Origin of the sequence: Streptomyces sp. NPDC051684, from assembly GCF_044453445.1 — a bacterium.
In the GTDB taxonomy this organism is placed as follows: Bacteria; Actinomycetota; Actinomycetes; order Streptomycetales; family Streptomycetaceae; genus Streptomyces.
On record NZ_JBITCS010000002.1, the window covers coordinates 106,760 to 130,490 of the forward strand.

22 protein-coding genes are annotated in these 23,731 nt (G+C 71.4%); 16 read left to right on the top strand and 6 right to left on the bottom strand.

Translation table 11 applies throughout. From position 1 onward, the window contains the following. Positions 1-39 precede the first annotated feature (39 nt). The 6 genes from ACIA8D_RS02960 (at position 40) to ACIA8D_RS02985 (ending at position 6,802) form a co-directional block, all read left to right on the top strand. Complete coding sequence (locus tag ACIA8D_RS02960; protein WP_399228145.1) at positions 40-1,083, top strand: 3-isopropylmalate dehydrogenase; 1,044 nt, start codon at positions 40-42, stop codon at positions 1,081-1,083. Positions 1,084-1,352: 269 nt separating this feature from the next. Further along, entirely contained in the window at positions 1,353-2,441 is a 1,089-nt protein-coding gene (locus tag ACIA8D_RS02965) for a branched-chain amino acid aminotransferase (RefSeq protein WP_399228147.1), read from the top strand. A gap of 200 nt (positions 2,442-2,641) precedes the next feature. Next, complete coding sequence (gene ureA, locus ACIA8D_RS02970; RefSeq protein WP_399228149.1) at positions 2,642-3,361, top strand: urease subunit gamma; 720 nt, start codon at positions 2,642-2,644, stop codon at positions 3,359-3,361. Next, positions 3,358-5,070 carry an urease subunit alpha gene (locus ACIA8D_RS02975; RefSeq protein WP_399228151.1) on the top strand — a complete coding sequence of 571 codons (1,713 nt, stop codon included), beginning with the start codon at positions 3,358-3,360 and terminating at the stop codon, positions 5,068-5,070. Before ureA ends, ACIA8D_RS02975 begins: the two co-directional genes overlap by 4 nt. A gap of 13 nt (positions 5,071-5,083) precedes the next feature. Continuing rightward, positions 5,084-6,115 (top strand): agmatine/peptidylarginine deiminase, encoded by a 1,032-nt coding sequence (locus tag ACIA8D_RS02980; protein ID WP_399228153.1) that lies wholly within the window; start codon positions 5,084-5,086, stop codon positions 6,113-6,115. A gap of 66 nt (positions 6,116-6,181) precedes the next feature. Further along, a complete protein-coding gene (locus tag ACIA8D_RS02985; RefSeq protein ID WP_399228527.1) occupies positions 6,182-6,802 on the top strand; it encodes a TetR/AcrR family transcriptional regulator in 621 nt (206 codons plus the stop codon). Here ACIA8D_RS02985 and ACIA8D_RS02990 read toward each other — a convergent pair. From ACIA8D_RS02990 to ACIA8D_RS03000, 3 genes are read right to left on the bottom strand one after another with little or no spacing between them, the layout of a single operon-like run. Further along, complete coding sequence (locus ACIA8D_RS02990) at positions 6,715-7,572, bottom strand: biotin-dependent carboxyltransferase family protein (RefSeq protein WP_399228154.1); 858 nt, start codon at positions 7,570-7,572, stop codon at positions 6,715-6,717. The two genes, ACIA8D_RS02985 and ACIA8D_RS02990, sit on opposite strands and share 88 nt — an antisense overlap. Continuing rightward, a complete protein-coding gene (locus tag ACIA8D_RS02995; protein ID WP_399228156.1) occupies positions 7,569-8,360 on the bottom strand; it encodes an allophanate hydrolase subunit 1 in 792 nt (263 codons plus the stop codon). Before ACIA8D_RS02995 ends, ACIA8D_RS02990 begins: the two co-directional genes overlap by 4 nt. Next, complete coding sequence (locus ACIA8D_RS03000) at positions 8,357-9,121, bottom strand: LamB/YcsF family protein (RefSeq protein WP_399228158.1); 765 nt, start codon at positions 9,119-9,121, stop codon at positions 8,357-8,359. The genes ACIA8D_RS02995 and ACIA8D_RS03000 overlap by 4 nt, the downstream gene beginning before the upstream one ends. 162 nt (positions 9,122-9,283) lie before the next feature. Here ACIA8D_RS03000 and ACIA8D_RS03005 point away from each other — a divergent pair, with 162 nt between their 5' ends. The 5 genes from ACIA8D_RS03005 to ACIA8D_RS03025 all read left to right on the top strand — a co-directional run bounded on the left by ACIA8D_RS03005 (position 9,284) and on the right by ACIA8D_RS03025 (position 14,041). Further along, on the top strand, positions 9,284-10,003 hold the full coding sequence (locus tag ACIA8D_RS03005) for a DUF969 domain-containing protein (protein WP_399228161.1): 720 nt from the start codon (positions 9,284-9,286) through the stop codon (positions 10,001-10,003). Then, positions 10,000-10,959 (top strand): DUF979 domain-containing protein, encoded by a 960-nt coding sequence (locus tag ACIA8D_RS03010; protein ID WP_399228162.1) that lies wholly within the window; start codon positions 10,000-10,002, stop codon positions 10,957-10,959. Before ACIA8D_RS03005 ends, ACIA8D_RS03010 begins: the two co-directional genes overlap by 4 nt. Before the next feature lie 11 nt (positions 10,960-10,970). Next, positions 10,971-11,615, top strand: coding sequence for a pyroglutamyl-peptidase I (gene pcp / locus ACIA8D_RS03015; protein ID WP_399228164.1), 645 nt, complete (start codon positions 10,971-10,973; stop codon positions 11,613-11,615). 74 nt (positions 11,616-11,689) lie between these two features. Further along, positions 11,690-12,655, top strand: a complete 966-nt coding sequence (locus ACIA8D_RS03020; protein WP_399228165.1) for a DUF2891 domain-containing protein — start codon at positions 11,690-11,692, stop codon at positions 12,653-12,655. A 60-nt stretch (positions 12,656-12,715) separates the two neighbouring features. After that, positions 12,716-14,041, top strand: a complete 1,326-nt coding sequence (locus tag ACIA8D_RS03025) for an MFS transporter (RefSeq protein ID WP_399228167.1) — start codon at positions 12,716-12,718, stop codon at positions 14,039-14,041. 88 nt (positions 14,042-14,129) lie between these two features. Here ACIA8D_RS03025 and ACIA8D_RS03030 read toward each other — a convergent pair whose 3' ends face one another. Then, positions 14,130-14,708: a TetR/AcrR family transcriptional regulator gene (locus tag ACIA8D_RS03030; RefSeq protein ID WP_399228529.1), complete on the bottom strand. Its 579-nt coding sequence runs from the start codon at positions 14,706-14,708 to the stop codon at positions 14,130-14,132. Here ACIA8D_RS03030 and ACIA8D_RS03035 point away from each other — a divergent pair. The 4 genes from ACIA8D_RS03035 (at position 14,707) to ACIA8D_RS03050 (ending at position 20,087) form a co-directional block, all read left to right on the top strand. After that, entirely contained in the window at positions 14,707-15,375 is a 669-nt protein-coding gene (locus ACIA8D_RS03035; protein ID WP_399228169.1) for an NADPH-dependent FMN reductase, read from the top strand. The genes ACIA8D_RS03030 and ACIA8D_RS03035 overlap by 2 nt on opposite strands. Positions 15,376-15,378: 3 nt before the next feature. Then, entirely contained in the window at positions 15,379-16,788 is a 1,410-nt protein-coding gene (locus ACIA8D_RS03040) for a DHA2 family efflux MFS transporter permease subunit (RefSeq protein ID WP_399228171.1), read from the top strand. A 282-nt stretch (positions 16,789-17,070) separates the two neighbouring features. Further along, positions 17,071-18,702, top strand: coding sequence for a citramalate synthase (cimA, locus tag ACIA8D_RS03045; protein WP_399228173.1), 1,632 nt, complete (start codon positions 17,071-17,073; stop codon positions 18,700-18,702). A gap of 50 nt (positions 18,703-18,752) precedes the next feature. Further along, a complete protein-coding gene (locus tag ACIA8D_RS03050; RefSeq protein WP_399228174.1) occupies positions 18,753-20,087 on the top strand; it encodes a hypothetical protein in 1,335 nt (444 codons plus the stop codon). Positions 20,088-20,190: 103 nt separating this feature from the next. Here ACIA8D_RS03050 and ACIA8D_RS03055 read toward each other — a convergent pair whose 3' ends face one another. Both ACIA8D_RS03055 and ACIA8D_RS03060 read right to left on the bottom strand, forming a co-directional pair. Next, positions 20,191-21,843, bottom strand: coding sequence for a cytochrome bc complex cytochrome b subunit (locus tag ACIA8D_RS03055; RefSeq protein WP_399228176.1), 1,653 nt, complete (start codon positions 21,841-21,843; stop codon positions 20,191-20,193). A 107-nt stretch (positions 21,844-21,950) separates the two neighbouring features. After that, positions 21,951-23,327 carry a pentapeptide repeat-containing protein gene (locus ACIA8D_RS03060; protein WP_399228177.1) on the bottom strand — a complete coding sequence of 459 codons (1,377 nt, stop codon included), beginning with the start codon at positions 23,325-23,327 and terminating at the stop codon, positions 21,951-21,953. Between the two features lie 227 nt (positions 23,328-23,554). Between ACIA8D_RS03060 and ACIA8D_RS03065 the strand changes: the two genes are divergently transcribed. Continuing rightward, positions 23,555-23,731 carry a putative RiPP precursor gene (locus ACIA8D_RS03065; protein WP_399228179.1) on the top strand — a complete coding sequence of 59 codons (177 nt, stop codon included), beginning with the start codon at positions 23,555-23,557 and terminating at the stop codon, positions 23,729-23,731.

The following is a 23,731-nucleotide window of genomic DNA, read 5'->3' on the forward strand; positions in this document are numbered from 1 at the left end:
GCGCGTGTCATCCCATGGGACGAGGAGTACGGTGCTGGCATGTCTCGCAGCATCAATCTCGCAGTGATCCCCGGCGACGGTATCGGCCAGGAGGTCGTGGCCCAGGGTCTCAAGGTCCTCTCCGCCGTCCTTCCGCAGGATGTGAAGCTGGAGACCGAGGAGTACGACTTCGGCGCCAAGCGCTACCACGCCTCCGGTGAGACCCTCACGGACGCCGACCTCGACTCGCTCAAGAAGCACGACGCGATCCTGCTGGGCGCCATCGGCGACCCGTCTGTGCCGTCCGGTGTCCTGGAGCGCGGCTTCCTGCTCAAGCTCCGCTTCGCGTTCGACCACCACGTCAACCTGCGCCCGTCGAAGCTCCTTCCGGGTGTCTCGACGCCGCTGGCGGGCGAGCCGGACATCGACTTCGTCGTCGTCCGCGAGGGCACCGAGGGCCCGTACACGGGCAACGGCGGCACGATCCGCAAGGGCACCGAGCACGAGGTCGCCACCGAGGTCTCCGTCAACACCGCGTTCGGTGTCGAGCGCGTGGTCCGTGACGCCTTCGCCCGCGCCCAGGCCCGCCCCCGCAAGAAGCTCACGCTGGTCCACAAGAACAACGTGCTGACCTTCGCGGGCCACCTGTGGACGAACATCTTCAACAAGGTGGCCGAGGAGTTCCCCGAGGTCACCACCGACTACATCCACGTCGACGCCGCGACGATCTACCTCGTCACCGACCCGGCCCGCTTCGACGTGATCGTCACCGACAACCTCTTCGGCGACATCATCACCGACCTCGCCGCGGCCGTCTCCGGCGGCATCGGCGTCGCGGCCTCCGGGAACATCAACCCGAGCCGCGAGTTCCCGTCCATGTTCGAGCCCGTGCACGGCTCGGCCCCGGACATCGCGGGCCAGGGCAAGGCCGACCCGAGCGCCACGGTCCTCTCGGTCGCCCTCCTCCTGCGCCACCTCGGCCACGAGGCCGAGGCCACCCGGATCGAGGCCGCGGTCTCCGCGGACCTCGGCGAGCGCGGCGACGCCGTGCGCTCCACCGACGAGATCGGCGACGCCCTCGTCGCCCGAGTAGTAGCCGGCTGACCCGGCGCTCATCTCGTACTGCTGACGACAGCAGCAGCCGCCGGGTCGCACACCGCGCCCGGCGGCTGTTCTCGTGCGGCTCCTGGGTGCGACCATCAACCCATGGGCCGCTTCACGCACCCGTACCCACCAGGTCCGTTTCGACCACACCCCGTCACGCGCGATAATCGAACGCGAGGCCGCGGTGTACGGCGAAGCTCGGACTTCCCAGTACCGGAGTGCAAGCGTGAACGCGGTCCGTCACAACCAACGGTGAAGGACACGCAACCATGACGACGCCCACGATCGAGCTCAAGCCCACCGCCACCCCGCTGTCCGCCGCGCAGCGCGAGGAGATCCTGGCCAACCCGGGATTCGGCCGCCACTTCACCGACCACATGGTGACGGTCAAGTGGACCGAGGGGCGGGGCTGGCACGACGGGCAGCTGGTGCCCTACGGACCGCTCTCCCTCGACCCGGCCACGAACGTCCTGCACTACGCGCAGGAGATCTTCGAGGGCCTCAAGGCATACCGCCGCCCCGACGGCTCGGTGGCCACCTTCCGGCCCGACATGAACGCCAAGCGCTTCCAGCACTCCGCCTGGCGCCTCGGCATGCCCGAGCTGCCGGTCGAGACCTTCGTCGAGGCCTGTGACCTGCTCGTCCAGCAGGACAAGGACTGGGTGCCCGCGCACGGCGGCGAGGAGTCCCTCTACCTGCGCCCGTTCATGATCGCGACCGAGATCGGTCTGGGCGTGAAGCCCGCCAACGAGTACCTCTTCATCGTCATCGCCTCGCCCGCGGGCGCGTACTTCTCCGGCGGCGTGAAGCCCGTCTCCATCTGGCTGTCCGAGGACCGCGTGCGCGCCGTCCCCGGTGGCGTCGGCGACGCCAAGACCGGCGGCAACTACGCGGCGTCCCTGCTCGCGCAGGCCGAGGCCGCCACCAAGGGCTGCGACCAGGTCGCCTACCTCGACGCCGTCGAGCACAAGTGGGTCGAGGAGCTGGGCGGCATGAACCTGTACTTCGTGTACGGGAACAAGATCGTCACCCCGACCCTGACCGGTTCGCTGCTCGCGGGCGTCACCCGTGACTCGCTCCTCCAGGTCGCCCGCGACCTCGGCTACGAGTCGGAGGAGCGCCGCATCTCCATTGACGAGTGGCAGGCCGCCACCGAGTCCGGCGAGCTGACCGAGGTCTTCGCCTGCGGCACCGCCGCCGTCATCACGCCGGTCGGCACCGTCAAGCGCGCGAGCGGCGAGTGGCAGCAGTCCGGCGGCGAGGCCGGCGAGGTCACGATGAAGCTGCGCAACGCGCTCCTGGACATCCAGCGCGGCAAGGCCGAGGACACCCACGGCTGGATGCACGAGCTGGGCTAACCGCTCCGCTCGGTCGACCTGACCAGTACAGGGCCGCACTCTCGTTGTGGGAGTGCGGCCCTTCTTGTGTGCGGGTACCTCTACGTGTGAGATTTGAGTGCAGATCAAACCACTTCGAACCAGCTCCGTGACCTGTCTTTCCCATGCTCGGCGGCCAGCGTTAGAGTAGCGTTCTAAGAACGACGAGGAGGCGTGACGGCGTGAGACTGACCCCCACGGAACGCGACCGGCTGCTGCTGTTCGGCGCCGCCGAGCTCGCGCGGGCCCGCAAGAGCCGCGGCCTGCGGCTCAACGTCCCGGAGGCGACCGCCCTGATCGCGGACACCGTCTGCGAGGCGGCCCGCGACGGGATGCGGCTCGCCGAGGCGATCGAGGCGGCCCGGTCCGCGCTCGGCCCCGAGGACGTGCTGCCGGGCGTCGCCGACGTGGTGACCGAGGTGCACGTGGAGGCGGTCTTCGACGACGGCTCGCGGCTCGCGGTAGTGAGCGACCCGATCGGCTCCGGCGAGGGCTCCGGTTCCCTGGGCGAGGACGCCCCCGGCGCCCTGCTGCCGGGGCCCGAGCACGAGGACCCGCAGGCCGTCCTCACGCTCACCGTCACCAACACGGCCACCGTCCCGGTCTCCGTCACCTCCCACTTCCACTTCTTCGAGGCCAACCCGCGCCTGGACTTCGTACGGGACAAGGCCTACGGGATGCGGCTCGCCGTGCCCGCCGGGTCGTCCGTGCGGTTCGGTCCTGGGGAGACGCAGGACGTCGGGCTGCTGCCGATCGGCGGGGCCCGGATCGCCATCGGGTTCGCCGGGCTCGTCGACGGCCCGCTGGACGCGCCCGGCGCCCGCGAGGAGGCGCTGCGCCGCGCCGCCGCCTGCGGCTACCTCGGCGTACCGGACACGACTGAAGAGGAGGCCGCGCGATGAGCCGCCCCGGAGGCCACGCCGCCGAAGCCCGCCGACTGACCCCGTACGAGTACGCGGGGACGCACGGCCCGCGCGCCGGTGACCGCGTCCGGCTCGGGGACTCGGGGCTCACCATCGAGGTCGAGTCCGACTCCCAGAGCTACGGGGACGAGTTCCTCGCCGGATTCGGCAAGACCGCGCGCGACGGGCTGCACCTGAAGGCCGCCGCCGTCCGCGACACCTGCGACATCGTGATCAGTAACGTCGTGGTGATCGACGCCGTGCTCGGGATCAGGAAGGTGTCGATCGGCATCCGCGAGGGGCGGATCCACGCCGTCGGGCGTGCGGGCAACCCGGACACGATGGACGGCGTCGACGTCGTGGTCGGAACGGGCACCACGATCGTCTCCGGCGAGGGCATGATCGCCACCGCCGGAGCCGTCGACACCCACGTCCACCTGCTGTCGCCGCGCATCATGGAGGCCTCGCTCGCCTCCGGCGTCACCACGATCATCGGCCAGGAGTTCGGCCCGGTGTGGGGCGTCGGCGTCAACTCGCCGTGGGCGCTCAAGCACGCGTTCTCCGCGTTCGACGCCTGGCCGGTCAACATCGGCTTCCTGGGCCGGGGTTCGTCCTCCGACGGCGCCCCGCTGGTCGAGGCACTCGCCGAGGGCGGGGCCTGCGGCTTCAAGGTGCACGAGGACATGGGCGCGCACACACGGGCGTTGGACACGGCGCTGCGCGTCGCGGAGGAACACGACGTCCAAGTCGCCCTGCACAGCGACGGGTTGAACGAGTGCCTGTCCGTCGAGGACACCCTGAAGGTCCTCGAAGGCCGCACCATCCACGCCTTCCACATCGAGGGCTGCGGCGGCGGCCACGTGCCGAACGTCCTGAAGATGGCGGGCGTCCCGAATGTCATCGGCTCCTCCACCAACCCCACGCTGCCCTTCGGCCGGGACGCGGTCGCCGAGCACTACGGCATGATCGTCTCCGTCCACGACCTCAAGACGGAGCTGCCCGGCGACGCCGCCATGGCCCGCGACCGGATCCGCGCCGGGACGATGGGCGCCGAGGACGTGCTGCACGACCTGGGTGCCATCGGTATCACCTCATCGGACGCGCAGGGCATGGGACGCGCGGGCGAGACCGTGCGCCGCACGTTCGCGATGGCCGGGAAGATGAAGGGTGAGCTCGGCGACCCGGGCGTCGGCCACGACAACGAGCGCGTCCTGCGCTACATGGCGAAGCTGACCATCAACCCCGCCATCGCGCACGGCCTCTCGCACGAGATCGGCTCCCTCGAACCCGGCAAGATGGCCGACATCGTGCTGTGGTCCCCCGACTTCTTCGGCGCGAAGCCGCAGCTCGTCCTGAAGTCCGGCTTCCCCGCGTACGGGGTGGTGGGCGACCCCAACGCCGCCACCGACACCTGCGAACCCCTCGTCCTCGGCCCGCAGTTCGGGGCGTACGGCGCGACGGCCGCCGAACTCTCGGTCGCCTTCGTCGCGCAGGCCGCCGTCGACGACGGCCACGACACGATGCCCACCCGCAGGCGCCGCGTCGCCGTGCGCGGCACGCGCGGCATCGGCCCGGCCGACCTGCGCCTCAACTCCCGTACGGGAGCGGTCGACGTCGACCAGCGCACCGGACTCGTCACCCTCGACGGCGACCCGCTGCGCTCCGAGCCGGCCGCGTCCGTCTCCCTCAACCGCCTCTACTTCCTCTAAGGGGTCCGAACCGATGACCACGCATGTGATGCCGCCCGAGTGGGCCCCGCACGAGCGCACGTGGATGGCGTGGCCGGGCCCCAACCCGACCTTCTCCGACGAGGCCGAACTGGCCGGGGCGCGGGCCGCGTGGGCGAAGGTCGCCAACACCGTGCGCCGCCACGAACCGCTGACGATGGTCGTCGGACCGGGGCAGCTGGAGTCCGCGAAGGCGCTCCTCGACCCGTCCGTGGACCTGGTCGAACGGGAGCTGGACGACGCGTGGATGCGCGACATCGGCCCCACGTTCGTCAAGCACGGCGACACCGGTGAACTGGCCGCCGTGGACTGGACGTTCAACGGCTGGGGCGCCCAGGACTGGGCCCGCTGGGAGCACGACTCCAAGATCGCCCGGCATGTCGCCGATGTCACGGGCGTCCCGGTGCACTCCACCGCGCTCGTCAACGAGGGCGGTGGCATCCACGTCGACGGCGAGGGCACCGTCCTGTTGACGGAGACGGTCCAGCTCGACCCCGACCGCAACGGGGGTCGCGCGAAGGAGGACGTCGAGGCCGAGATCCACGCCAGGCTCGGCACCACCAAGGCGATCTGGCTGCCGCGCGGACTCACCGCGGACTACGGCGAGTTCGGCACGCGTGGACATGTCGACATCGTGGCGGCCTTCGCGGCGCCGGGCGTCGTCCTCGTGCACTCCCAGCGGGACCCGGCGCACCCGGATTACGAGGTCAGCCGCGAGATCATCGCGGCCCTCTCCGGCCAGCCGGACGCACAGGGCAGGCCTCTGGAGATCGTCGAGGTCCCGGCGCCGACCGTCCTCACCGACGAGGAAGGCGACTGGGTCGACTACTCGTACATCAACCACTACCTCTGCAACGACGGCGTGGTGCTGTGCGGCTTCGACGACCCGAACGACGAGGAGGCCGCCGCGATCTTCCGGGGGCTCTTCCCGTCCCGGACCGTCACCCTCGTCGACGCCCGCACGATCTTCGCGGCGGGCGGCGGCATCCACTGCATCACCCAGCAGCAGCCGGTCGCGGGGGTCTGAGCGGTGACCGGGACGCAGCGGCGGCGCACACCGGCGCCGCCGCGCGAGGACGTGCTCGCCGCGACCATGGCGATGATCGCCGAGCACGGCCTGGAGCGGCTGACCATGGCCGCGCTCGGCCGCGAGGTCGGCATGAGCAGCGGGCACCTCGCGTACCACTTCGGCAGCAAGGACGAACTGCTGCTGCGCACGCTGGAGTGGAGCGAGGGCCGGCTCGGCGCGCACCGCAGGGAGCTGCTGGTCGGAGACAGCGGCGCGCGGGCCCGCCTCGACGCCTACGTCGACCTGTACGTCCCGGACGCGCCGCGCGATCCGCACTGGACGCTGTGGCTGGAGGTCTTCAACCGCTCGCGGAACGCCGACGACGACGCGCGCGCCCGCCAGGCCGCCATCGAGGGGGCCTGGCACCGCGACCTCGTGGCGCTGCTCGCGGAGGGCATCTCGCGCGGCGAGTTCGGTGCCCTCGACCCGGACCGCTTCGCGACCCGCCTGCGGGCGCTGCTCGACGGCTTCTCCATCGCGGTGGCGATCGGCCTGCGCGCCGACCGTGACCAGGTCATGGGCCACGTACGGGAGTTCCTCGACGAGGGCCTTCGGCCTCAGACGGTGAACCGGAGCGGCGTCCCGGGGGCCGCCTGGGCCGCCGCGCCGAGAGCGGCCTCCTCCACGACGGCGATCACCGGGTAGCCGCCGGTCGTCGGGTGGTCGTGCAGAAACACCACGGGCCGCCCGTCCGGCGGCACCTGCACGGCCCCGAGAACCATGCCCTCACTGGCCAGCTCGCCGTCCAACGCCCATTCCAGGGCGGGCCCTTCGGTCCGCAGGCCGATCCGGTTGCTGTTGCCCGAGACGGTGTACGCGGCGGTGACGAAGGTCCGCCGCGCGGTCTCGGTGAACCAGTCCTCGCGCGGTCCGAACCGCACCGGCAGCACGAGCTCCGCCGGGGGAGCGGGCCACGGCGCGGCCACGGGTGTCGCGGGCCGCGTACCGGGTGCGTCCCCGACGGGCAGCACGTCGCCCGCGCTCAACGGGGCGGGCCCGAGCCCCGACAGCAGATCGGTGGACCGGCTCCCGAGCACGGGCTCGACGGCGATGCCGCCGGCGACGGCGACGTAGGACCGCACGCCCGCGCTGACCGCGCCCACGTCGAGGGTCGCTCCGGCGGGTACGTGCACGGGGGCGCCCCAGGCCGCGGGCGCGCCGTCGACGGTGACCGGGCAGGGTGCCCCGCCCACGACCACGGTGACACCACGGTCGGACCGCAGCGCACACCCGGTGAGCGTGGTCTCCAGCACGGCGGCGCCCTCGGGATTCCCGACGAGCCGGTTCCCGAGCCGCAGCGCACTTTCGTCAAGCGCGCCCGACCGGGGCACGCCCAGGTGGGCGTGCCCACCCCGCCCGAGATCCTGCACGGTGGTGAGCGCCCCGGCACGGGTGACGGTGAGTTTGACGGTCACGGGTTCACCACCCCGTGGTCAGGCCCGCCCGGCGATTGGGCGGCGGCCGGTTCAGGCATTTCAAGCCCCCGTGACGATCGAGCGGGAGCCGGTGCAGGCAAATCAAGCCCCTGAGGCGATTGAGCAGCGGGGTCCGGGGCGGAGCCCCGTGGCGTCAACCCCGTCGCGGCGAAACGAACCCGGGTCCCAGGGGTCAAGAGCGCCGCCGGCTCCCGCAACGGATCCCACAACCCCGCAGGATCCCGCATCGACCCGATCAACTGCCACCCACCCGGCGTGGCCCGCGGATACACCGCCGAATACCCCCCGGCAACCGCAACCGCCCCCGCGGGGACCCGCGTCCGCGGAGTCGCCCGCCGCGGCACACGCAACTCCTCCGGCAACCCGCTCAAATACCCGAACCCCGGCGCGAACCCGCAGAACGCCACCCGATACGTAAAGGAGGAGTGCACCGCCGCGACCTCCGCGACCGACACCCCCCACAGCTCCGCGACCTCGGCCAGATCGGGCCCGTCGTACACGACCGGAATCGTCACGACCTCCCCGTCCGTCGCCGCGCCCAACGGCACATCCCACTTGCCCAGTTGGCGCGCGAGCACATCCGGCTCGGCGACCCCGTCGAGCAGCACGGTCCTGGCCCCCGGCACCACCTCCCGCACCGGCGGCAGCACCCCCGCCCCACGCCTGCGCAGCACCTCCGCGTGGAACGCCCCCGCGTGCTCGGCGTCGGCGAACTCCACCAGCAGCGCATGCCGCCCGGCCACCCGCACCCGCAGCCCCACGCTCACGCGAACGCCCCGACCTTGACCCCGGCGTTCTCGAGCGCCACCCGCACCCGCGCGGCGATCGCCGCCGCACCCGGGGTGTCCCCGTGCACGCACAACGACCGCGCGGCGACGGCGACGTGCGACCCGTCGACCGCCTCGACCCCACCGTCCACCGCGAACCCGACGGACCGGCGCACCACGGCGTCCGCGTCCTCGACGACGGCGTTCGGCTCGCGGCGCGGCACGAGCGTGCCCTCGGGGGTGTAAGCACGGTCGGCGAAGGCCTCGCGCACGGGCCGCAGCCCGAACTCCTCGGCAGCAGCCAGCAGTTGGGATCCGGGAAGCCCCAGCACGGGCAGCCTCCCGCCCGCGAGCCGCACCCCGTCGACGACGGCGCGCGCCTGCTCCGCGTCCCGCACGGTCCGGTTGTAGAGCGCCCCGTGCGGCTTCACGTACGCCACCTCGGCCCCGGCCGCCTCGGCGAAGACCCGCAACGCCCCGATCTGGTACGCCACTTCGGCCGCCAGCTCGTCCGGCGGCACATCCATCGCGCGCCGCCCGAACCCGGCGAGGTCCCGGTAGGAGACCTGCGCCCCGATCCGTACGTCGCGCTCGGCGGCCAGGTCGCAGACCCGGCGCATCACGGAGGGGTCGCCGGCGTGGAAGCCGCAGGCGACGTTGGCACTGGTCACCACGGAGAGCAGGGCCTCGTCGTCGGTGAGGGTCCACCGGCCGAAGCCTTCGCCGAGGTCGGCGTTGAGGTCGATGACGTCCTGGATCACCGGCTCAACGTAGAGGATCGTTCAACGATCCGACAAGGGTAAAAATTTTCCGGAGCTTCTGGACGTCCGAATTCCGGAACCTCTTGTTAGATCGTTGAACGATCCCCTAAGGTCCGTGCATCCCTCATCCATAAGTGCGTCCCTCATCGAAAAGGCCGCCGCATGATCGTTCTGCTCGGCGTGCTCGTGGTGATCCTCGGATTCGTCACGCGCCGCAATCCCGTTCTCGTGGTCGGTGTCGCCGGCATCGTCACCGGGCTGCTCGGCAAGATGAACCCGCTGGAGATCCTCGCCGCCTTCGGCACCTCCTTCGCCGACAGCCGCTCCGTCACCGTCTTCGCCATCGTGCTGCCGGTGATCGGTCTTCTGGAGCGCTACGGCCTGCGCGAACAGGCCCGCACGCTCATCGGGAAACTCGGCAAGCTCAGCGCCGGCCGCTTCCTCACCGCGTACCTGCTGGTACGCCAGGTCACCGCCGCCTTCGGCCTCAACAACCTCGGCGGCCCCGCCCAGGCGGTGCGCCCGCTCGTCGCGCCGATGGCCGAGGCCGCCGCCGAACGCAAGGCGGGGGCCGCGCTGCCGGACAAGCTGCGCGAGAAGGTCCGCTCCTACTCGGCGTCCGCCGACACCGTCGGCGTCTTCTTCGGCGAGGACTGCTTCATCGCGATCGGCTCGATCCTGCTGATCACCGGCTTCGTGAACTCGACGTACCACGAGCACCTCGAACCCACCCAGCTCGCGCTGTGGGCCATCCCGCTGGCCGTCTGCGCCTTCGTCATCCACGGCGCCCGGCTGCTGCTCCTCGACAAGCAACTGGAGCGCGAGATGGCGCTCGCCGTCGCCGAACACGAGATCCCGCTGCCGAAGGAGCCCTCGAAGTGATCAAGGTCGAATGGCTCTACTGGCTGATCGGATTCGTCTTCGTCGTCATGGCGGTACAGATGGCGACGGACCGCACCAACCCCAAGCGCTGGACCTCGGCCGCCTTCTGGGGACTGCTCGGACTGACCTTCCCGTACGGCAGCGGGGTCGCGGGCGGCTCGAAGGCGCTGCCCGCCGAACCCCTCGGCGTCGCGGTCCTCGCACTGATCGCGCTCGCCGGGTTCAACTTCATCGGCAAGGGCGAACCGGTCACCACCACGCAGGAGCAGCGCGAGAAGTCGGCGGCGCGCCTCGGCAACAAGCTCTTCGTCCCCGCGCTCACCATCCCGCTCGTCGCGATCCTCTGCGCCTCCTTCCTCGACGACTCGGGCCTGTTCGAGACCGGCCAGGCCACCCTCCTCGGGCTCGGCGTCGGCTGCGTCGTGGCGCTCGTCGTCGGCATGTTCGTCACCGGCGAGCGCAAGATATCCACGCCGATCCACTCCGGCCGCTCGATGCTGGAGGCGATGGGCTCGGCGCTGCTGCTCCCGCAGCTGCTCTCCGTCCTCGGCTCGATCTTCGCGGTCGCCGGCGTCGGCACCCAGGTCGGCAAGATCACCAACGCGGTGCTGCCGGACGACTCCAAGTACCTGGCCGTGATCGCGTACTGCGTCGGCATGTTCCTGTTCACCGTGATCATGGGCAACGCGTTCGCCGCGTTCCCCGTCATGACCGCGGCGATCGGCTGGCCCGTGCTCATTCAGCAGATGCACGGCAACGAGGTGGCGATCCTCGCGATCGGCATGCTCGCCGGATTCAGCGGCACGCTCGTCACGCCCATGGCCGCCAACTTCAACATCGTCCCGGCGACCCTCCTCGAACTGAAGGACCAGTACGGGCCGATCAAGGCGCAGCTCCCCACGGGGTTCGCGCTGCTCGGCTGCTGCACCGTGATCATGGCGTTCTTCGCCTTCTAGGAGGTCGAGCGATGGCTCGCGTACTGCTCACCGGATTCGAACCGTTCGGCGGGGAATCCGTGAACCCGTCCTGGCAGGCGGCACAGGCCGTCGTCGCCGCGCCACCGGAGGGCCTGGCCGTCACGGCGGTCCGACTCCCGTGCGTCTTCGGTGAGTCGATCGCGGCGCTGCGAACGGCGGTGGCGGAGGCGGCGCCCGACCTGGTCGTCTGCCTCGGCCAGGCGGGCGGCCGCCCCGGCGTCACGGTGGAGCGGGTGGCCATCAACGTCGACGACGCCCGCATCGCCGACAACGCCGGGGCCCAGCCCATCGACGTCCCGGTGGTGCCGGGCGGCCCGGCGGCGTACTTCTCCACGCTGCCGGTGAAGGCGTGCGTGGCGGCGATGCGGGATGCGGGCGTCCCGGCGGCGCTCTCCAACACGGCGGGCACGTTCGTCTGCAACCACGTGGCGTACGGCCTCGCCCACCTCCTGGCGACCGAACTCCCGGGCGTACGCGGCGGCTTCGTCCACGTCCCGTGGTCCCCGCCCCAGGTCCCGGACGGCACGGCGCCCTCCCTCCCGTTCGAAACGGTGGCCACGGGCATCCGGGCCCTGCTGCTTGCGGCGGCATCGACCACGGACGACCTCCGCATCACCGAGGGCGCAACACACTGATCCCCCAGGGGCGCGGGGAACTGCGCGAACGCAACCAACAGCACCGCACCCGGCGACGAACCGAAACGGACCTCATGCTCACCCCGGACCAGACCGCCCAGCTGGCGGCAGCCAACGTCACGCGCGAATACCCCAACCTCACCGCCCACCTCAGCACCTCCCCGGCCGACAACCCCCGCCCGTCCGACCTCCACCCCGCCTTCTACGGCGCCTACGACTGGCACTCCTCCGTCCACATGCACTGGCTGCTGCTCCGGACCCGGCCGGAGGCCCACGCCGATGTACTGGACCGCCACCTCACCCGCGAGAACCTCGCCCGGGAAGCCGAGTACCTGCTCGCCCGCCCCAGCTTCGAGCGCCCCTACGGCTGGGCCTGGCTCGTCGCGCTCGCAGCGCAGTGCCGGGGCACCCGGTGGGCCGACACCTTCGCCCCCGCCGTGGACGCCGTCGACCGCCTCCTGACGGACTGGCTCCCGAAGGCCACGTATCCCGTCCGCCACGGCAACCACCCCAACAGCGCGTTCGCCCTCGGCCTGATCCTCGACACGGGGGAGCGGGCCGGGCTTCCGAGCCGCACCCTGGACGCCGTACGCGACCGCCTGCGCGGCTGGTTCGCCGACGACCACGACGCGCCCGCCCACTGGGAGCCCTCCGGCCAGGACTTCCTGTCACCGGCCCTGACGGAGGCGGACGCGATGCGCCGCGTCCTCGGGAACGCCGACGACTTCGCCGCCTGGCTCGACCGCTTCCTCCCGGCGCTGGCCGCCGGCGCACCCTGCCCGCTGCTCGACGTACCGGTCGTCTCCGACCACAGTGATCCGCAGATCGGCCACCTCCTCGGCCTCGCGCTCTCCCGCGCCGCGTCCCTGCGCGCCATCGCGAACGCGCTGCCCCAGGGGGCCGTGCGCGAGCGGCTCGCGAAGGCCGCGCGGGAACACCTCGACGCGGGTCTCCCGGCCGTCGAGAGCGGCGACTTCACGACCGACCACTGGCTCGCAACGTTCGCCGAACTCGCCCGCGAACACTATGAACGCAAGTAGGCGTGATCGTTGCCCGGTACACCTTGCCCTGGGCGTGATCGTTCCCGCATCGTGCCGCTCATGGGACGAGAACAATGGAAGAAGGTCCTGGTCGGATCGGCCGGGAACATGGTCGAGTGGTTCGACTGGTTTGTGTACGCGAGCTTCGCGACGTACTTCGCGGGATCCTTCTTCCCGAGCGACAACCCGAACGCACAGCTGATGAACACCGCCGGCATCTTCGCCGTCGGCTTCTTCATGCGCCCCGTGGGCGGCTGGCTGCTCGGCCGGGTCGGTGACCGCAAGGGCCGCAAGGCGGCGCTGACGCTGACGGTCACCCTGATGTCCGCGTCGGCGATCCTCATCGCCGTGGCGCCGACCTACGCGGTGGCCGGCTACGGCGGCGCCGCGGTGCTGCTGATCGCGCGGCTGCTCCAGGGCCTCTCGGTCGGCGGCGAGTACGCGGCCAGCGCCACGTACCTCACCGAGGCCTCGTCCCCGCAGAAGCGCGGCTTCGCCTCCAGCTTCCAGTACGTGTCGATGACGGTGGGCCAGATCATCGGCCTCGGCCTGCAGATCCTGCTCCAGCGCACGATGTCCGACGACGCCCTGCACAGCTGGGGCTGGCGCATCCCGTTCATCATCGGCGCCCTCGGCGCGGCGGTCATCTTCTACCTGCGCCGCAACATGCTGGAGACCGACGTCTACGAGGAGTCCGCCGACGCCGACGCCACCGTGGGCGGCGACGACAAGGGCACCCTCAAGGCGCTGTGGGCGCACAAGCGCGAGGCGTTCCTGGTCATCGCGCTGACCATGGGCGGCACCGTCGCCTACTACACGTACACGACGTATCTGACGAAGTACCTCTCCAACTCCGCGGGCCTGAGCAAGGAGACGGCGACGCTCGTCTCGTTCTGCGCGCTCGTCGTCTTCGCCTGTCTGCAGCCGCTCGCGGGCGCGCTCTCCGACCGGATCGGCCGCCGCCCGCTGCTGATCACCTTCGCGATCGGCTCGACCTTCCTGACGGTCCCGATCATGACGCTGCTCCAGCACGCGGGCTCGTTCTGGCCGGCCCTCGGCCTCTCGCTGCTCGCCCTCGTCATCGTCACGGGCTACACGTCCATCAACGCCTGCGTGAAGGCCGAACTGTTCCCGACGGGCATCCGCGCCCTCGGCGTCGCCCTCCCGTACGCCATCGGCAACGCCCTGTTCGGCGGCACCGCCGAGTACGTGGCGCTCTGGTTCAAGGAGGCGGGCATCGAGTCCGGCTTCTACTGGTACGTCGCGGGCTGCGCGGCCGTCTCGCTGATCGTCTACCTGACGATGCGCGAGACCCGCGACATCGACCTGAACCAGGTCAAGGCGGCGGAAGGCGCTGCCGGCGACCCCGTGAAGCAGACCGTCTGACCCGCGCCGACGCCCCGGCCCCTCCGCCGTTCAGGAGGGGCCGGGGCGTCTTCGTGCGCGGGGCGGCCGGTGCGGGCGCCGGGCCGCCTCAGATGTCGAGTCGCCGCGCGATCCCGTCGAGCACGCAGTCGAGCCCGAACTCGAACTCCCAGGCCGGGTCGTCCTTGCGGGTCGCCGACAGCGCGTACTCCTTGTAGATCGGGTAACGGCCGCTGTCCATCAGGTACTTCATCTGCGGGGCGAGCGCCTGCCGTGTCTCGTCGCCGCTCTTCCAGCCGTGCCGCTCACGGTAGTCGCGCAGCGCGATCTCGGTCTGCGTCGTGCCGTGCACGAACGCACCGACCGCGCGGTGGGCGGCCACCATGGCGTCCACGTCGATCTTCTTGCCGGACAGCGCCGCCAACTGCCGCTCCGCCACCGCCATCCGCGCGGGCGTGAGCTGGATGACCGGCAGCGGCGTCTGTCCGAGCCAGGGGTGCTGGAGCATCAACTCCCGCGTCTGCAACGCGAAGGAGCGCAGCACCTCACGCCAGTCGGTCACGTCGTCGGGCACGGTCAGGGCGGCCGACACCCGGTCGAACATCAGCGCCCACAGGTCCTCCTTGCCGGAGACGTGCCGGTACGCGGCCATGGGTGCGACACCGAGCTTGGTGGCCAGGCGGCGCATGGTGACGGCGGCGCCGCCCTCCTCGTCGGCCAGTTCCACGGCCGCCTCGGCGATCCGGTCGAGGGTCAGTGAGGCACGCCGCGCGGGCGCGGGCCGCTCAAGGCGTTCCCAGAGCGAGGGCTCGACCGGGCCGCCCTCCTCGCCTTCGTCGCGCTGGCTCGCCGGGCAGTTGGGGCAGTGCGGCGATCTGCGCACCGATCTCGTCGACCTCGCCGAGACCCCGCTGCCGACCGTGCTGCCCGCTTTCGGTGAAGCGCCGCCGCCCGGTGCCGCCAAGGCGCTCGCCGCGGTCTCGCCGCGCCTGGCCGCCGCTGACGCGTTCGTCTTCGTCACACCCGAGTACAACCACAGCTTCCCCGCGGCCCTGAAGAACGCGATCGACTGGCACAACCAGGAATGGCACGGCAAGCCGGTCGCCTTCGTCTCGTACGGCGGCCTGGCCGGCGGTCTGCGCGCGGTCGAGCAACTCCGGGTCGTGATGGCCGAGTTGAACGCCACGACCGTGCGCAACACGGTCAGCTTCCACAACGCGTTCGGCGCCTTCGACGCGGAGGGGCGCGTCGACGATCCCGCCGTGGACGCTGCGGCGAAGGCCATGCTCGACCAGCTGACCTGGTGGGCGCACGCGCTGCGCGACGCCAAGTCCGTCCGCCCGTACGCGGCCTGAGTCATGACGACACTCACGGAGAGAGCCGAGGCGCGGGCACCCTCCCGGCTCGTGATCGCGGGTCTGCTGCTCGGCATCGTGATCGCCACGCTGGACGGCACGATCGTCGGCACGGCCCTGCCCGTCATCGTCGACGACCTCGGCGGCATGAACCACCTGTCCTGGGTGGTGACCGCCTATCTGCTGGCCACGGCCGTCACCACCCCGCTCTGGGGAAAGATCGGCGACCTCTACGGCCGCAAGGGCGGCTACCTCGCCTCGATCGTCGTCTTCCTCGCCGGCTCCGTCCTGTGCGGACTGGCCCAGGACATGGGGCAGTTGATCGCGTTCCGGGCCGCCCAGGGCATCGGCGCGGGCGGCCTGTTCGTGGGGGCGCTCTCGCTCGTGGGCACACTGCTCGGCCCGGCCGGGGCGGGCCGCGCGCAGTCCCTCATCGGCGTCCTGCTGCCCGCCGCGATGATCGGCGGCCCCCTGCTCGGCGGCTTCCTCACGGACCAGTTGGACTGGCGGTGGGTGTTCTACGTCAACGTGCCCGTCGGGGCCGTCGCCCTCGCCGTCGTCGGGCTCGGGGTGCGGGTGCGCACCGAACGCGTGAAGGCCCCGGTCGACCTCGCGGGCGCGGCGCTGCTCACCACCGCGATCCTCGCCCTGACGCTGCTGTCGACCTGGGCCGGGACGACGTACGCCTGGACGTCGCCGCAGGTCGGGGTGCTCGCGCTGGTGTCGGTCGCGGCCCTCGCGGGATTCGTCGCGGTGGAGCGGCGAGCGGCCGAGCCGGTGATCCCGCCCCGCCTGTTCCGCGACCGCAACTTCGGCGTCGCGCAGGTGCTGAGCTTCATCGCGGGGGCGGCGATGCTCGGCGCCGCCACCTATCTGCCGCAGTACATGCAGCACGTCCGCGGCATGTCGTCGACCGGGAGCGGACTGCTGCTGCTCCCGCTGATGCTCGGCATGATGGGCGCCCAGCTGGCCATTGGGCGGCGGGTGGGCGGCGGCGGCCGCTACCGGCACTACCCGCTCGCGGGCGGCGCCCTGGCGACGGCGGGCGCCCTGTCCCTGCTCCTGCTGGGAACGGGAACGCCGCCCTGGGCGGCCTCCGCCCTGACGCTCGCCCTGGGCGTCGGCCTCGGCTGCCTCCTGCAACCCGCGATGCTGATCACCATGAACAGTGCCGAGCCGCGCGACATCGGAGCGGCGAGCGGCACACAGACGTTGCTGCGGGCGGTCGGGGGATCGCTCGGCGTGGCGGTGCTCGGGGCCGTGTTCGCGCAGCGGGCGCACGGCGACCCCGGCCCGGCGGGCATCGTCGCCGGGCTGCACGGGGTGGCGATCGGGACGGCGCTGCTGTGCGCGGCGGCGTTCGCGGCGGCCCGCCTCGTACGGGAGGTGCCGCTCCGCTTGACCGCATCGTGAGACCACGGTCCGGGGCCGGCCCGGGCTGTGGCAGACTGCCGCCGTGCTCTCGTTCGCCATGATTATTGGCAGCAGGCGCGCCGGTCCGCAGTGACCGCCTCGTACGACCCGGTACAGGTGGACACCGTCGTCCTCGACCCGCGCGCAGACCTCTCGCACCCGCGAGGGGTTTTTCTGTTTCTGGCCCACCCACAGCCAGGCGGAGAGCGCGAGGGATCATAGATGGACGGTGGAGCCGGTCATTCCGGTAGACCGAGAATCCCCATCAGGAGCCAGATCAGCATGAGCAGCAGCCTCAGTGAACGTCCCAGTGCACAGCACAGTGAACTCGACGATTCCTTCCACGTCTTCGACACCACGCTGCGCGACGGCGCACAGCGCGAGGGCATCAACCTCACCGTCGCGGACAAGCTGACCATTGCCCGGCACCTGGACGACTTCGGCGTGGGCTTCATCGAGGGCGGCTGGCCGGGCGCCAACCCCCGGGACACCGAGTTCTTCGCCCGCGCGCAGGAAGAGATCGACTTCAAGCACGCGCAGCTCGTCGCCTTCGGCGCCACCCGCCGCGCGAACGCCAAGGCGAGCGAGGACCCGCAGGTCAAGGCCCTCCTCGACTCCGGCGCCCCGGTAGTCACGCTCGTCGCCAAGTCGCACGACCGGCACGTCGAGCTGGCCCTGCGCACGACCCTCGAAGAGAACCTGGAGATGGTCCGCGACACCGTCTCCCACCTGGTCGCCCAGGGCCGCCGGGTCTTCGTCGACTGCGAGCACTTCTTCGACGGCTACCGCGCCAACGCCGAGTACGCGAAGTCCGTCGTGCGGGCGGCGCACGAGGCCGGCGCCTCCGTCGTCGTCCTGTGCGACACCAACGGCGGCTTCCTGCCCGCCCAGGTCCAGGCCGTCACCGCCACCGTCCTCGCCGACACCGGCGCCCGGCTCGGCATCCACGCCCAGGACGACACGGGCTGCGCCGTCGCCAACACGCTTGCCGCCGTGGACGCGGGCGCGACCCACGTCCAGTGCACGGCGAACGGGTACGGCGAGCGCGTCGGCAACTCCAACCTCTTCCCGGTCGTCGCCGCCCTGGAGCTCAAGTACGGCAAGCGGGTCCTGCCCGAGGGCGCGCTGCGCGAGATGACCCGCATCTCGCACGCCATCGCCGAGGTCGTGAACCTGACCCCCTCCACGCACCAGCCGTACGTGGGTGTCTCGGCGTTCGCGCACAAGGCGGGCCTGCACGCCTCCGCGATCAAGGTCGACCCGGACCTGTACCAGCACATCGACCCCGACCTCGTCGGCAACCACATCCGGATGCTGGTCTCCGACATGGCGGGCCGCGCCTCCATCGAGCTCAAGGGCAAGGAGCTCGGCGTCGACCTCGGCGGCGACCGCGAGCTGATCGGCCGCGTCGTCGAGCGGGTCAAGGAGCGCGAGCTCAAGGGCTACACGTACGAGGCCGCGGACGCCTCCTTCGAGCTGCTGATGCGCGCCGAGGTCGAGGGCCGGGAGCGCAAGTACTTCCGCGTCGAGTCCTGGCGCGCGATCGTCGAGGACCGCCCCGACGGCTCGCACGCCAACGAGGCCACCGTGAAGCTGTGGGCCAAGGGCGAGCGCATCGTCGCCACGGCCGAGGGCAACGGTCCGGTCCACGCCCTCGACAGCGCGCTGCGCGTCGGCCTGGAGCGGATCTACCCGCAGCTCGCGAAGCTGGAGCTGGTGGACTACAAGGTCCGCATCCTGGAGGGCAAGCACGGCACGTCCTCCACGACCCGCGTGTTGATCTCCACGACCGACGGTTCCGGCGAGTGGTCCACGGTCGGCGTCGCCGAGAACGTGATCGCGGCGTCCTGGGGCGCGCTCGAGGACGCGTACACGTACGGTCTGCTGCGCGCGGGCGTGGAACCGGTCGAGTAGACCAGCGCCTCGGGGCGCCGTTCCCGCGCGCGCTGAGTTAGCGTCGACGTATGAGGCCCCTCATCGCCGCCCTCGCCGCCCCGTTCCTCGTGCTGGGCGCCACCTTCGCGGTGGCGCCACCCGCCTCGGCCGCGACGGACGTGTCCACCGTGGCCGACGCGCTGGAGGAGAGTCCGGTCTACGTGGCCCCCGGTGCGTCCGGCGGGCTGACCTCCGACGATGTCGACGCGCTCGAGAACAAGATCAAGGACGCGGACAAACCGGTGATGGTGGCGGTGCTGCCCGCCGATTTCCCGACGCAGGACCTGCTCAAGAATCTCCGCGCGAAGACGGGGGTCGTCGGCGTCTACGGGGTCCGCCTCGGCACCCAGTTCAACGCGGGCGCGGACGACCAGGTGATGTCGCAGCAGGCCGTCAAGAACGCGGTGAACAGCGTGCAGGGCCAGTCCGCCAAGAGCCAGCTCGACGATTTCGTCAGCACGTCGCTCAGTACGGCGAAGGGCTCGGCGCCCTCGTCCTGGGGCGCGGGCGGCGACGACGGCGTCTCGGCCGGCGCGCTGATCGGCGTCGGCGCGGTCGTCGTGGCGGGCGGCGCGGGCGTGTACGCCCTGAACCGGCGCAGCCGCCGCAAGCGCGAGGAGGAGCAGCGCGAGGCCCTCGACAAGCTGCGGGTCGTGGTGGACGAGGACATCACGGCGTTCGGCGAGGAGCTGGACCGGCTCGACTTCCACCCGGCGGAGGCCGGGGCCGACGACGCGATGCGCGCGGACTTCGAGCGGGCGCTCGACGCGTACGAGAAGGCCAAGCAGTACATGAACGACGCGCAGCGGCCGGACGACGTCCGCGGCGTGACGCAGGCCCTGGAGGACGGCCGGTTCTCCCTCGCGGTGCTCGCCGCGCGCCGTGAGGGCCGTCCGCTGCCCGAGCGCAGGGCGCCCTGCTTCTTCGACCCGCGCCACGGGCCCTCCGTCGAGGACGCCTGGTGGACGCCGCCCGGCGGCTCGTCCCGCGAGGTCCCGGTGTGCGCGGCGGACGCGACGCGGCTGCGGGACGGCGAGGACCCGGACGTGCGCACGGTCGACGCTGGGGCGGGGGAGCGCCGCCCGTACTACGACGCGGGTCCGGCGTACGGCCCGTGGGCCGGCGGCTACTTCGGCGGCGGCATGCTGCCGGGCCTGCTGGTCGGCACGGTCCTCGGCTCCATGCTGGCGAGCCCCGCGTATGCGGCGGATTACGGGGGTGGTGACTTCGGCGGCGGCGGATTCGACGGCGGCGACATCTCCGGCTCCGACTTCGACCCGGGCGACTTCGGTGGTGGCTTCGGCGACGGTGGGGGCGGGGGCGACTTCGGTGGTGGTGGCGGCGATTTCGGTGGCGGGTTCTAGCGGGGTTGACGTCTCGGGGCTCTGCCCCGGACCCCGCTGCTCAATCGCCGCAGGGGCTTGAATCACCGGTCCCTCGCTGGATCGGTCGCCGTAGGGGCTTGAATCACCGGTCCCTCGCTGGATCGGTCGCCGTAGGGGCTTGATCGGTTGCCGCAGGGGCTCGGAGGGATGGCCGGGCCTTTGGTATCTGTGCGCCTTCGCCGAACATCCACCGCGACAGGGCCACCCGCAGCCGCTGCGCCGCTCGCACCCGGCGGCGTACGTCGTGCTCGTCCTCGGTGGGCAGGGGGTCCAGGGCAGCGGGCTGTTCGTGTTGGGTGAGATGGTAGGACTCGGCCTGGTTCAGGGGTTCGTGGATCTCGACGTACTCGCCGTGCGGGAGGCGCTTGATGCGGCCCGTCTCGCGGCCGTGCAGGACCTTCTCCTGGTCGCGGCGCTGGAGGCCGAGGCACAGCCGCTTCGTCACGATGAACGCGAGGACCGGGCCCGCGAACAGCGCCACCCGCGCGAACCACGTGATGGCGTTCACCGAGAGGTGGAAGTGCGTGGCCCACAGGTCGTTGCCGCCGGCCGCCATCGCCACGAGGAAGCCGGTCAGCCAGGCCACCCCGAGGGCCGTGCGCACCGGGCGGTTGCGGGGGCGGTCCAGGATGTGGTGCTCCCGCTTGTCGCCGGTGATCCACGCCTCCAGATACGGGTACACCCCGATCAGCACCAGCCACAGCGGGAACGCGAGGAACGGGATGAAGACGCCGAGCGCCAGGGTGTGGCCGCCAAGTATCACCTCCCAGCCCGGCATCACGCGCACGAGCCCCTCCGCGAACCCCAGGTACCAGTCCGGCTGCGCCCCGGTCGAGACATGGTCCGGGCGGTAGGGTCCGTACACCCAGACCGGGTTGATGGACGCGACCGCCGAGACGAGCGTGACCACGCCGAACACGAGGAAGAAGAAGCCGCCCGCCTTGGCGACGTAGTTCGGGAAGAACGGCTCGCCCACGACGGTCCGTTCGGTCTTTCCGGGGCCCGGGTACTGCGTGTGCTTGTGGTAGAAGACCAGGATCAGGTGGGTGACCACGAGCACCGCCATGATGCCGGGCAGCAGCAGGACGTGGATCGAGTAGAAGCGCGCCACGATGTCGTGGCCCGGGAACTCGCCGCCGAACAGGAAGAACGACAGATACGTGCCGACGATCGGGACGGCGAGCGTCATGCCCTCGATGAGGCGCATGCCCGCGCCGGAGAGCATGTCGTCGGGGAGCGAGTAGCCGAGCAGCCCCTCGAAGAGCGCGAGGAACAGCAACAGCCAGCCGAACAGCCAGTTCAGCTCGCGGGGCTTGCGGAACGAGCCGGTGAAGAAGTGCCGCATCATGTGCACGAACATCGCCGCGACGAAGATCAGCGCCGACCAGTGGTGGATCTGCCGGATGAGCAGCCCGCCACGCACGTCGAAGCTGATGTCGAGCGTGGAGGAGTACGCCTCCGACATCCGGATGCCCTTCAGCGGCACGTAACTCCCGTCGTAGACCACCTCGTTCATCGACGGATGGAAGAAGAGGGTGAGATAGACACCTGTGAGGATCAGGATGAGGAAGGTGTAGAGGCAGATCTCGCCCAGCATGAACGACCAGTGGTCGGGAAACACCTTGCGCAGATAGCTGCGGCCGAGGCCGTAGATCCCGAGCCGGCCGTCGGCCCAGTCGGCGAGGCGTTCACCTGCGGCGGGGACGGGCGTGTTGCGTTCCGTGCGTGCGGACATCCGGTTCCTCCCGTGACTGCTCACGGAGGAGACGGATCGGGGCGCGCGGGTTGTGACACGGCGACGCGGTGATGTGGTGCGCGTCACGCACGGGCCGGGGGGGGGCGCTAGCCCCGGCTGAGCGTGCGGGTCACCCCGGCGAGCAGCGTCGTCGTCAGGATCCAGCCGACCCCGATCAGCGTGTACGACAGCCCCTGCACGCCCGCCTCGGCCCAGTGCCAGCCCTCGCGCTGGCCGAGCCCGCCGACCGGGATCAGCAGATCGAGGGTGTACGCGACCGGGTTGAACGGAGCGCCCTCGCCCGGCTTGTTCGGCACCGGCTTGTACGCGTGGAAGACGAGCGAGCCGAGGAGGGTGAGCAGGGCGAGCCAGATCCCGGCGATCCAGGGCCGGTAGCCGTATCCGACGGTCGCGTCGAGCAGCCGCCCCCACGCCTTCCCGGCCGGGCCGAGCGTGCCGCGCCGTCTGCGCTCCCGTACGAGGAGGACCCGGCGCGCCTCGTCCTCGTGGCCGGATCGCCGGTAGTGCGCGGCGAGTTGCTCGTACGGCTGCGGCGCGTAGCCGGGGTGGCGGCGCAGCCAGTCGAGGCGGCAGGTGACGTCCTCGCGGCGCGTGGGGGCGACGTCGCCCAGCCAGTCGTACGTCAGTCCGTCGAGGCCCAGCGTCGCGGGCCAGGTCCGCGGGGCGTCCTGGAGTCTCGCCACGTACGCGTTGCGCAGGTTCACGCCGCCCGCGGGCGCCCGCGCGAACGCGAGGTCGAGGGCCTCGGCGCGCATGCCCACGCACATCAACGACGAGCCGGTGCCGCCGAGTTCGGCGTCCTGGAAGGAGACGAGGTCGGTCACATTCGCCCCGCGCAGCCGGACCCGCCCGTCCGCCCGCAGGCCCTGGCACCGGACGTTCGACGCGCTGAGGCCGTCGCCCTGGAACGCGTACGCGTCCGCCGCCCCCACGCGTATCCGGGCGCCGCGCAGCCACAGGCCGCCCGGCAACTCGGCGCCGGGAAAGCCGACTTCGCCCTCCGCGACGAACCCGTTCTCGCAGAACACGCCGCCCCGCACCAGAGCTCCGCCGCCCTCCAGGGCGATCCGCCCCGGCGCCACCAGGTGCGCCCCGTCGAGCCGGATGCCGCCCGCGGCGTCGGCGTGCACCAGGTCGACGGCGCTGTCCGCCCCGTCGCGCTCGCCGATCGTCGACCGCCGCAGGTCGACCCGCCCGCCGAACCGGGCCGTCGACGCCCGCAGTCCCGGCAGCACGCAGTCCGTGAACGCGATGCCGAGCGTGCTCGCGCCCTCCAGGCTCACCGCCTCGTCGAACCGGCACGCCTCGAAGCGCACGGCCCGCCGGATCTCCGCCCCGTCGAGCCGCAGCACGCCCGTGACGCGGGTGTCGCGCAGGACGTACGGCGCGGAGCCCGCGCCCTCGTCGAGGATCTCCCGTCCGACGCCCTCGGCGTCAGCACTCCGCTCAAGGGTGGGCGCCATGGGCGGCAGTGTCGCACGCCGGTTCTCGGGGCAGCGGGCGCGCGACCTCGGCGGCCGGCCCCGGGCGCCCATCTGATTGCACGCGAAAGCAAATCACCGCGCGCACGGCCAGTATTGAATGGCGTGAACTGGCGCGCGGTTTCCGGTGTGAACGGGCCATGATGGCACCGGTGTTCACGTGCTGCACACCAATCACATCCGTTTCGCACAGGTGAGGTGGAGAGGTCATGACGCAGCAGTCGCGGAAGCAGTCGAGATATCAGTCGCAGTTGCAACCTCAAGGAGAGGTCGGACGCAAGGCCTACGCGAAGCCGGCGATGTGCCGGCAGGGCGATTTCACCAAGACGACGGGCGGCTATTTCTACGGCGCCTACAAGGAGTGGATCGTCCGCCGCTTCACCTGA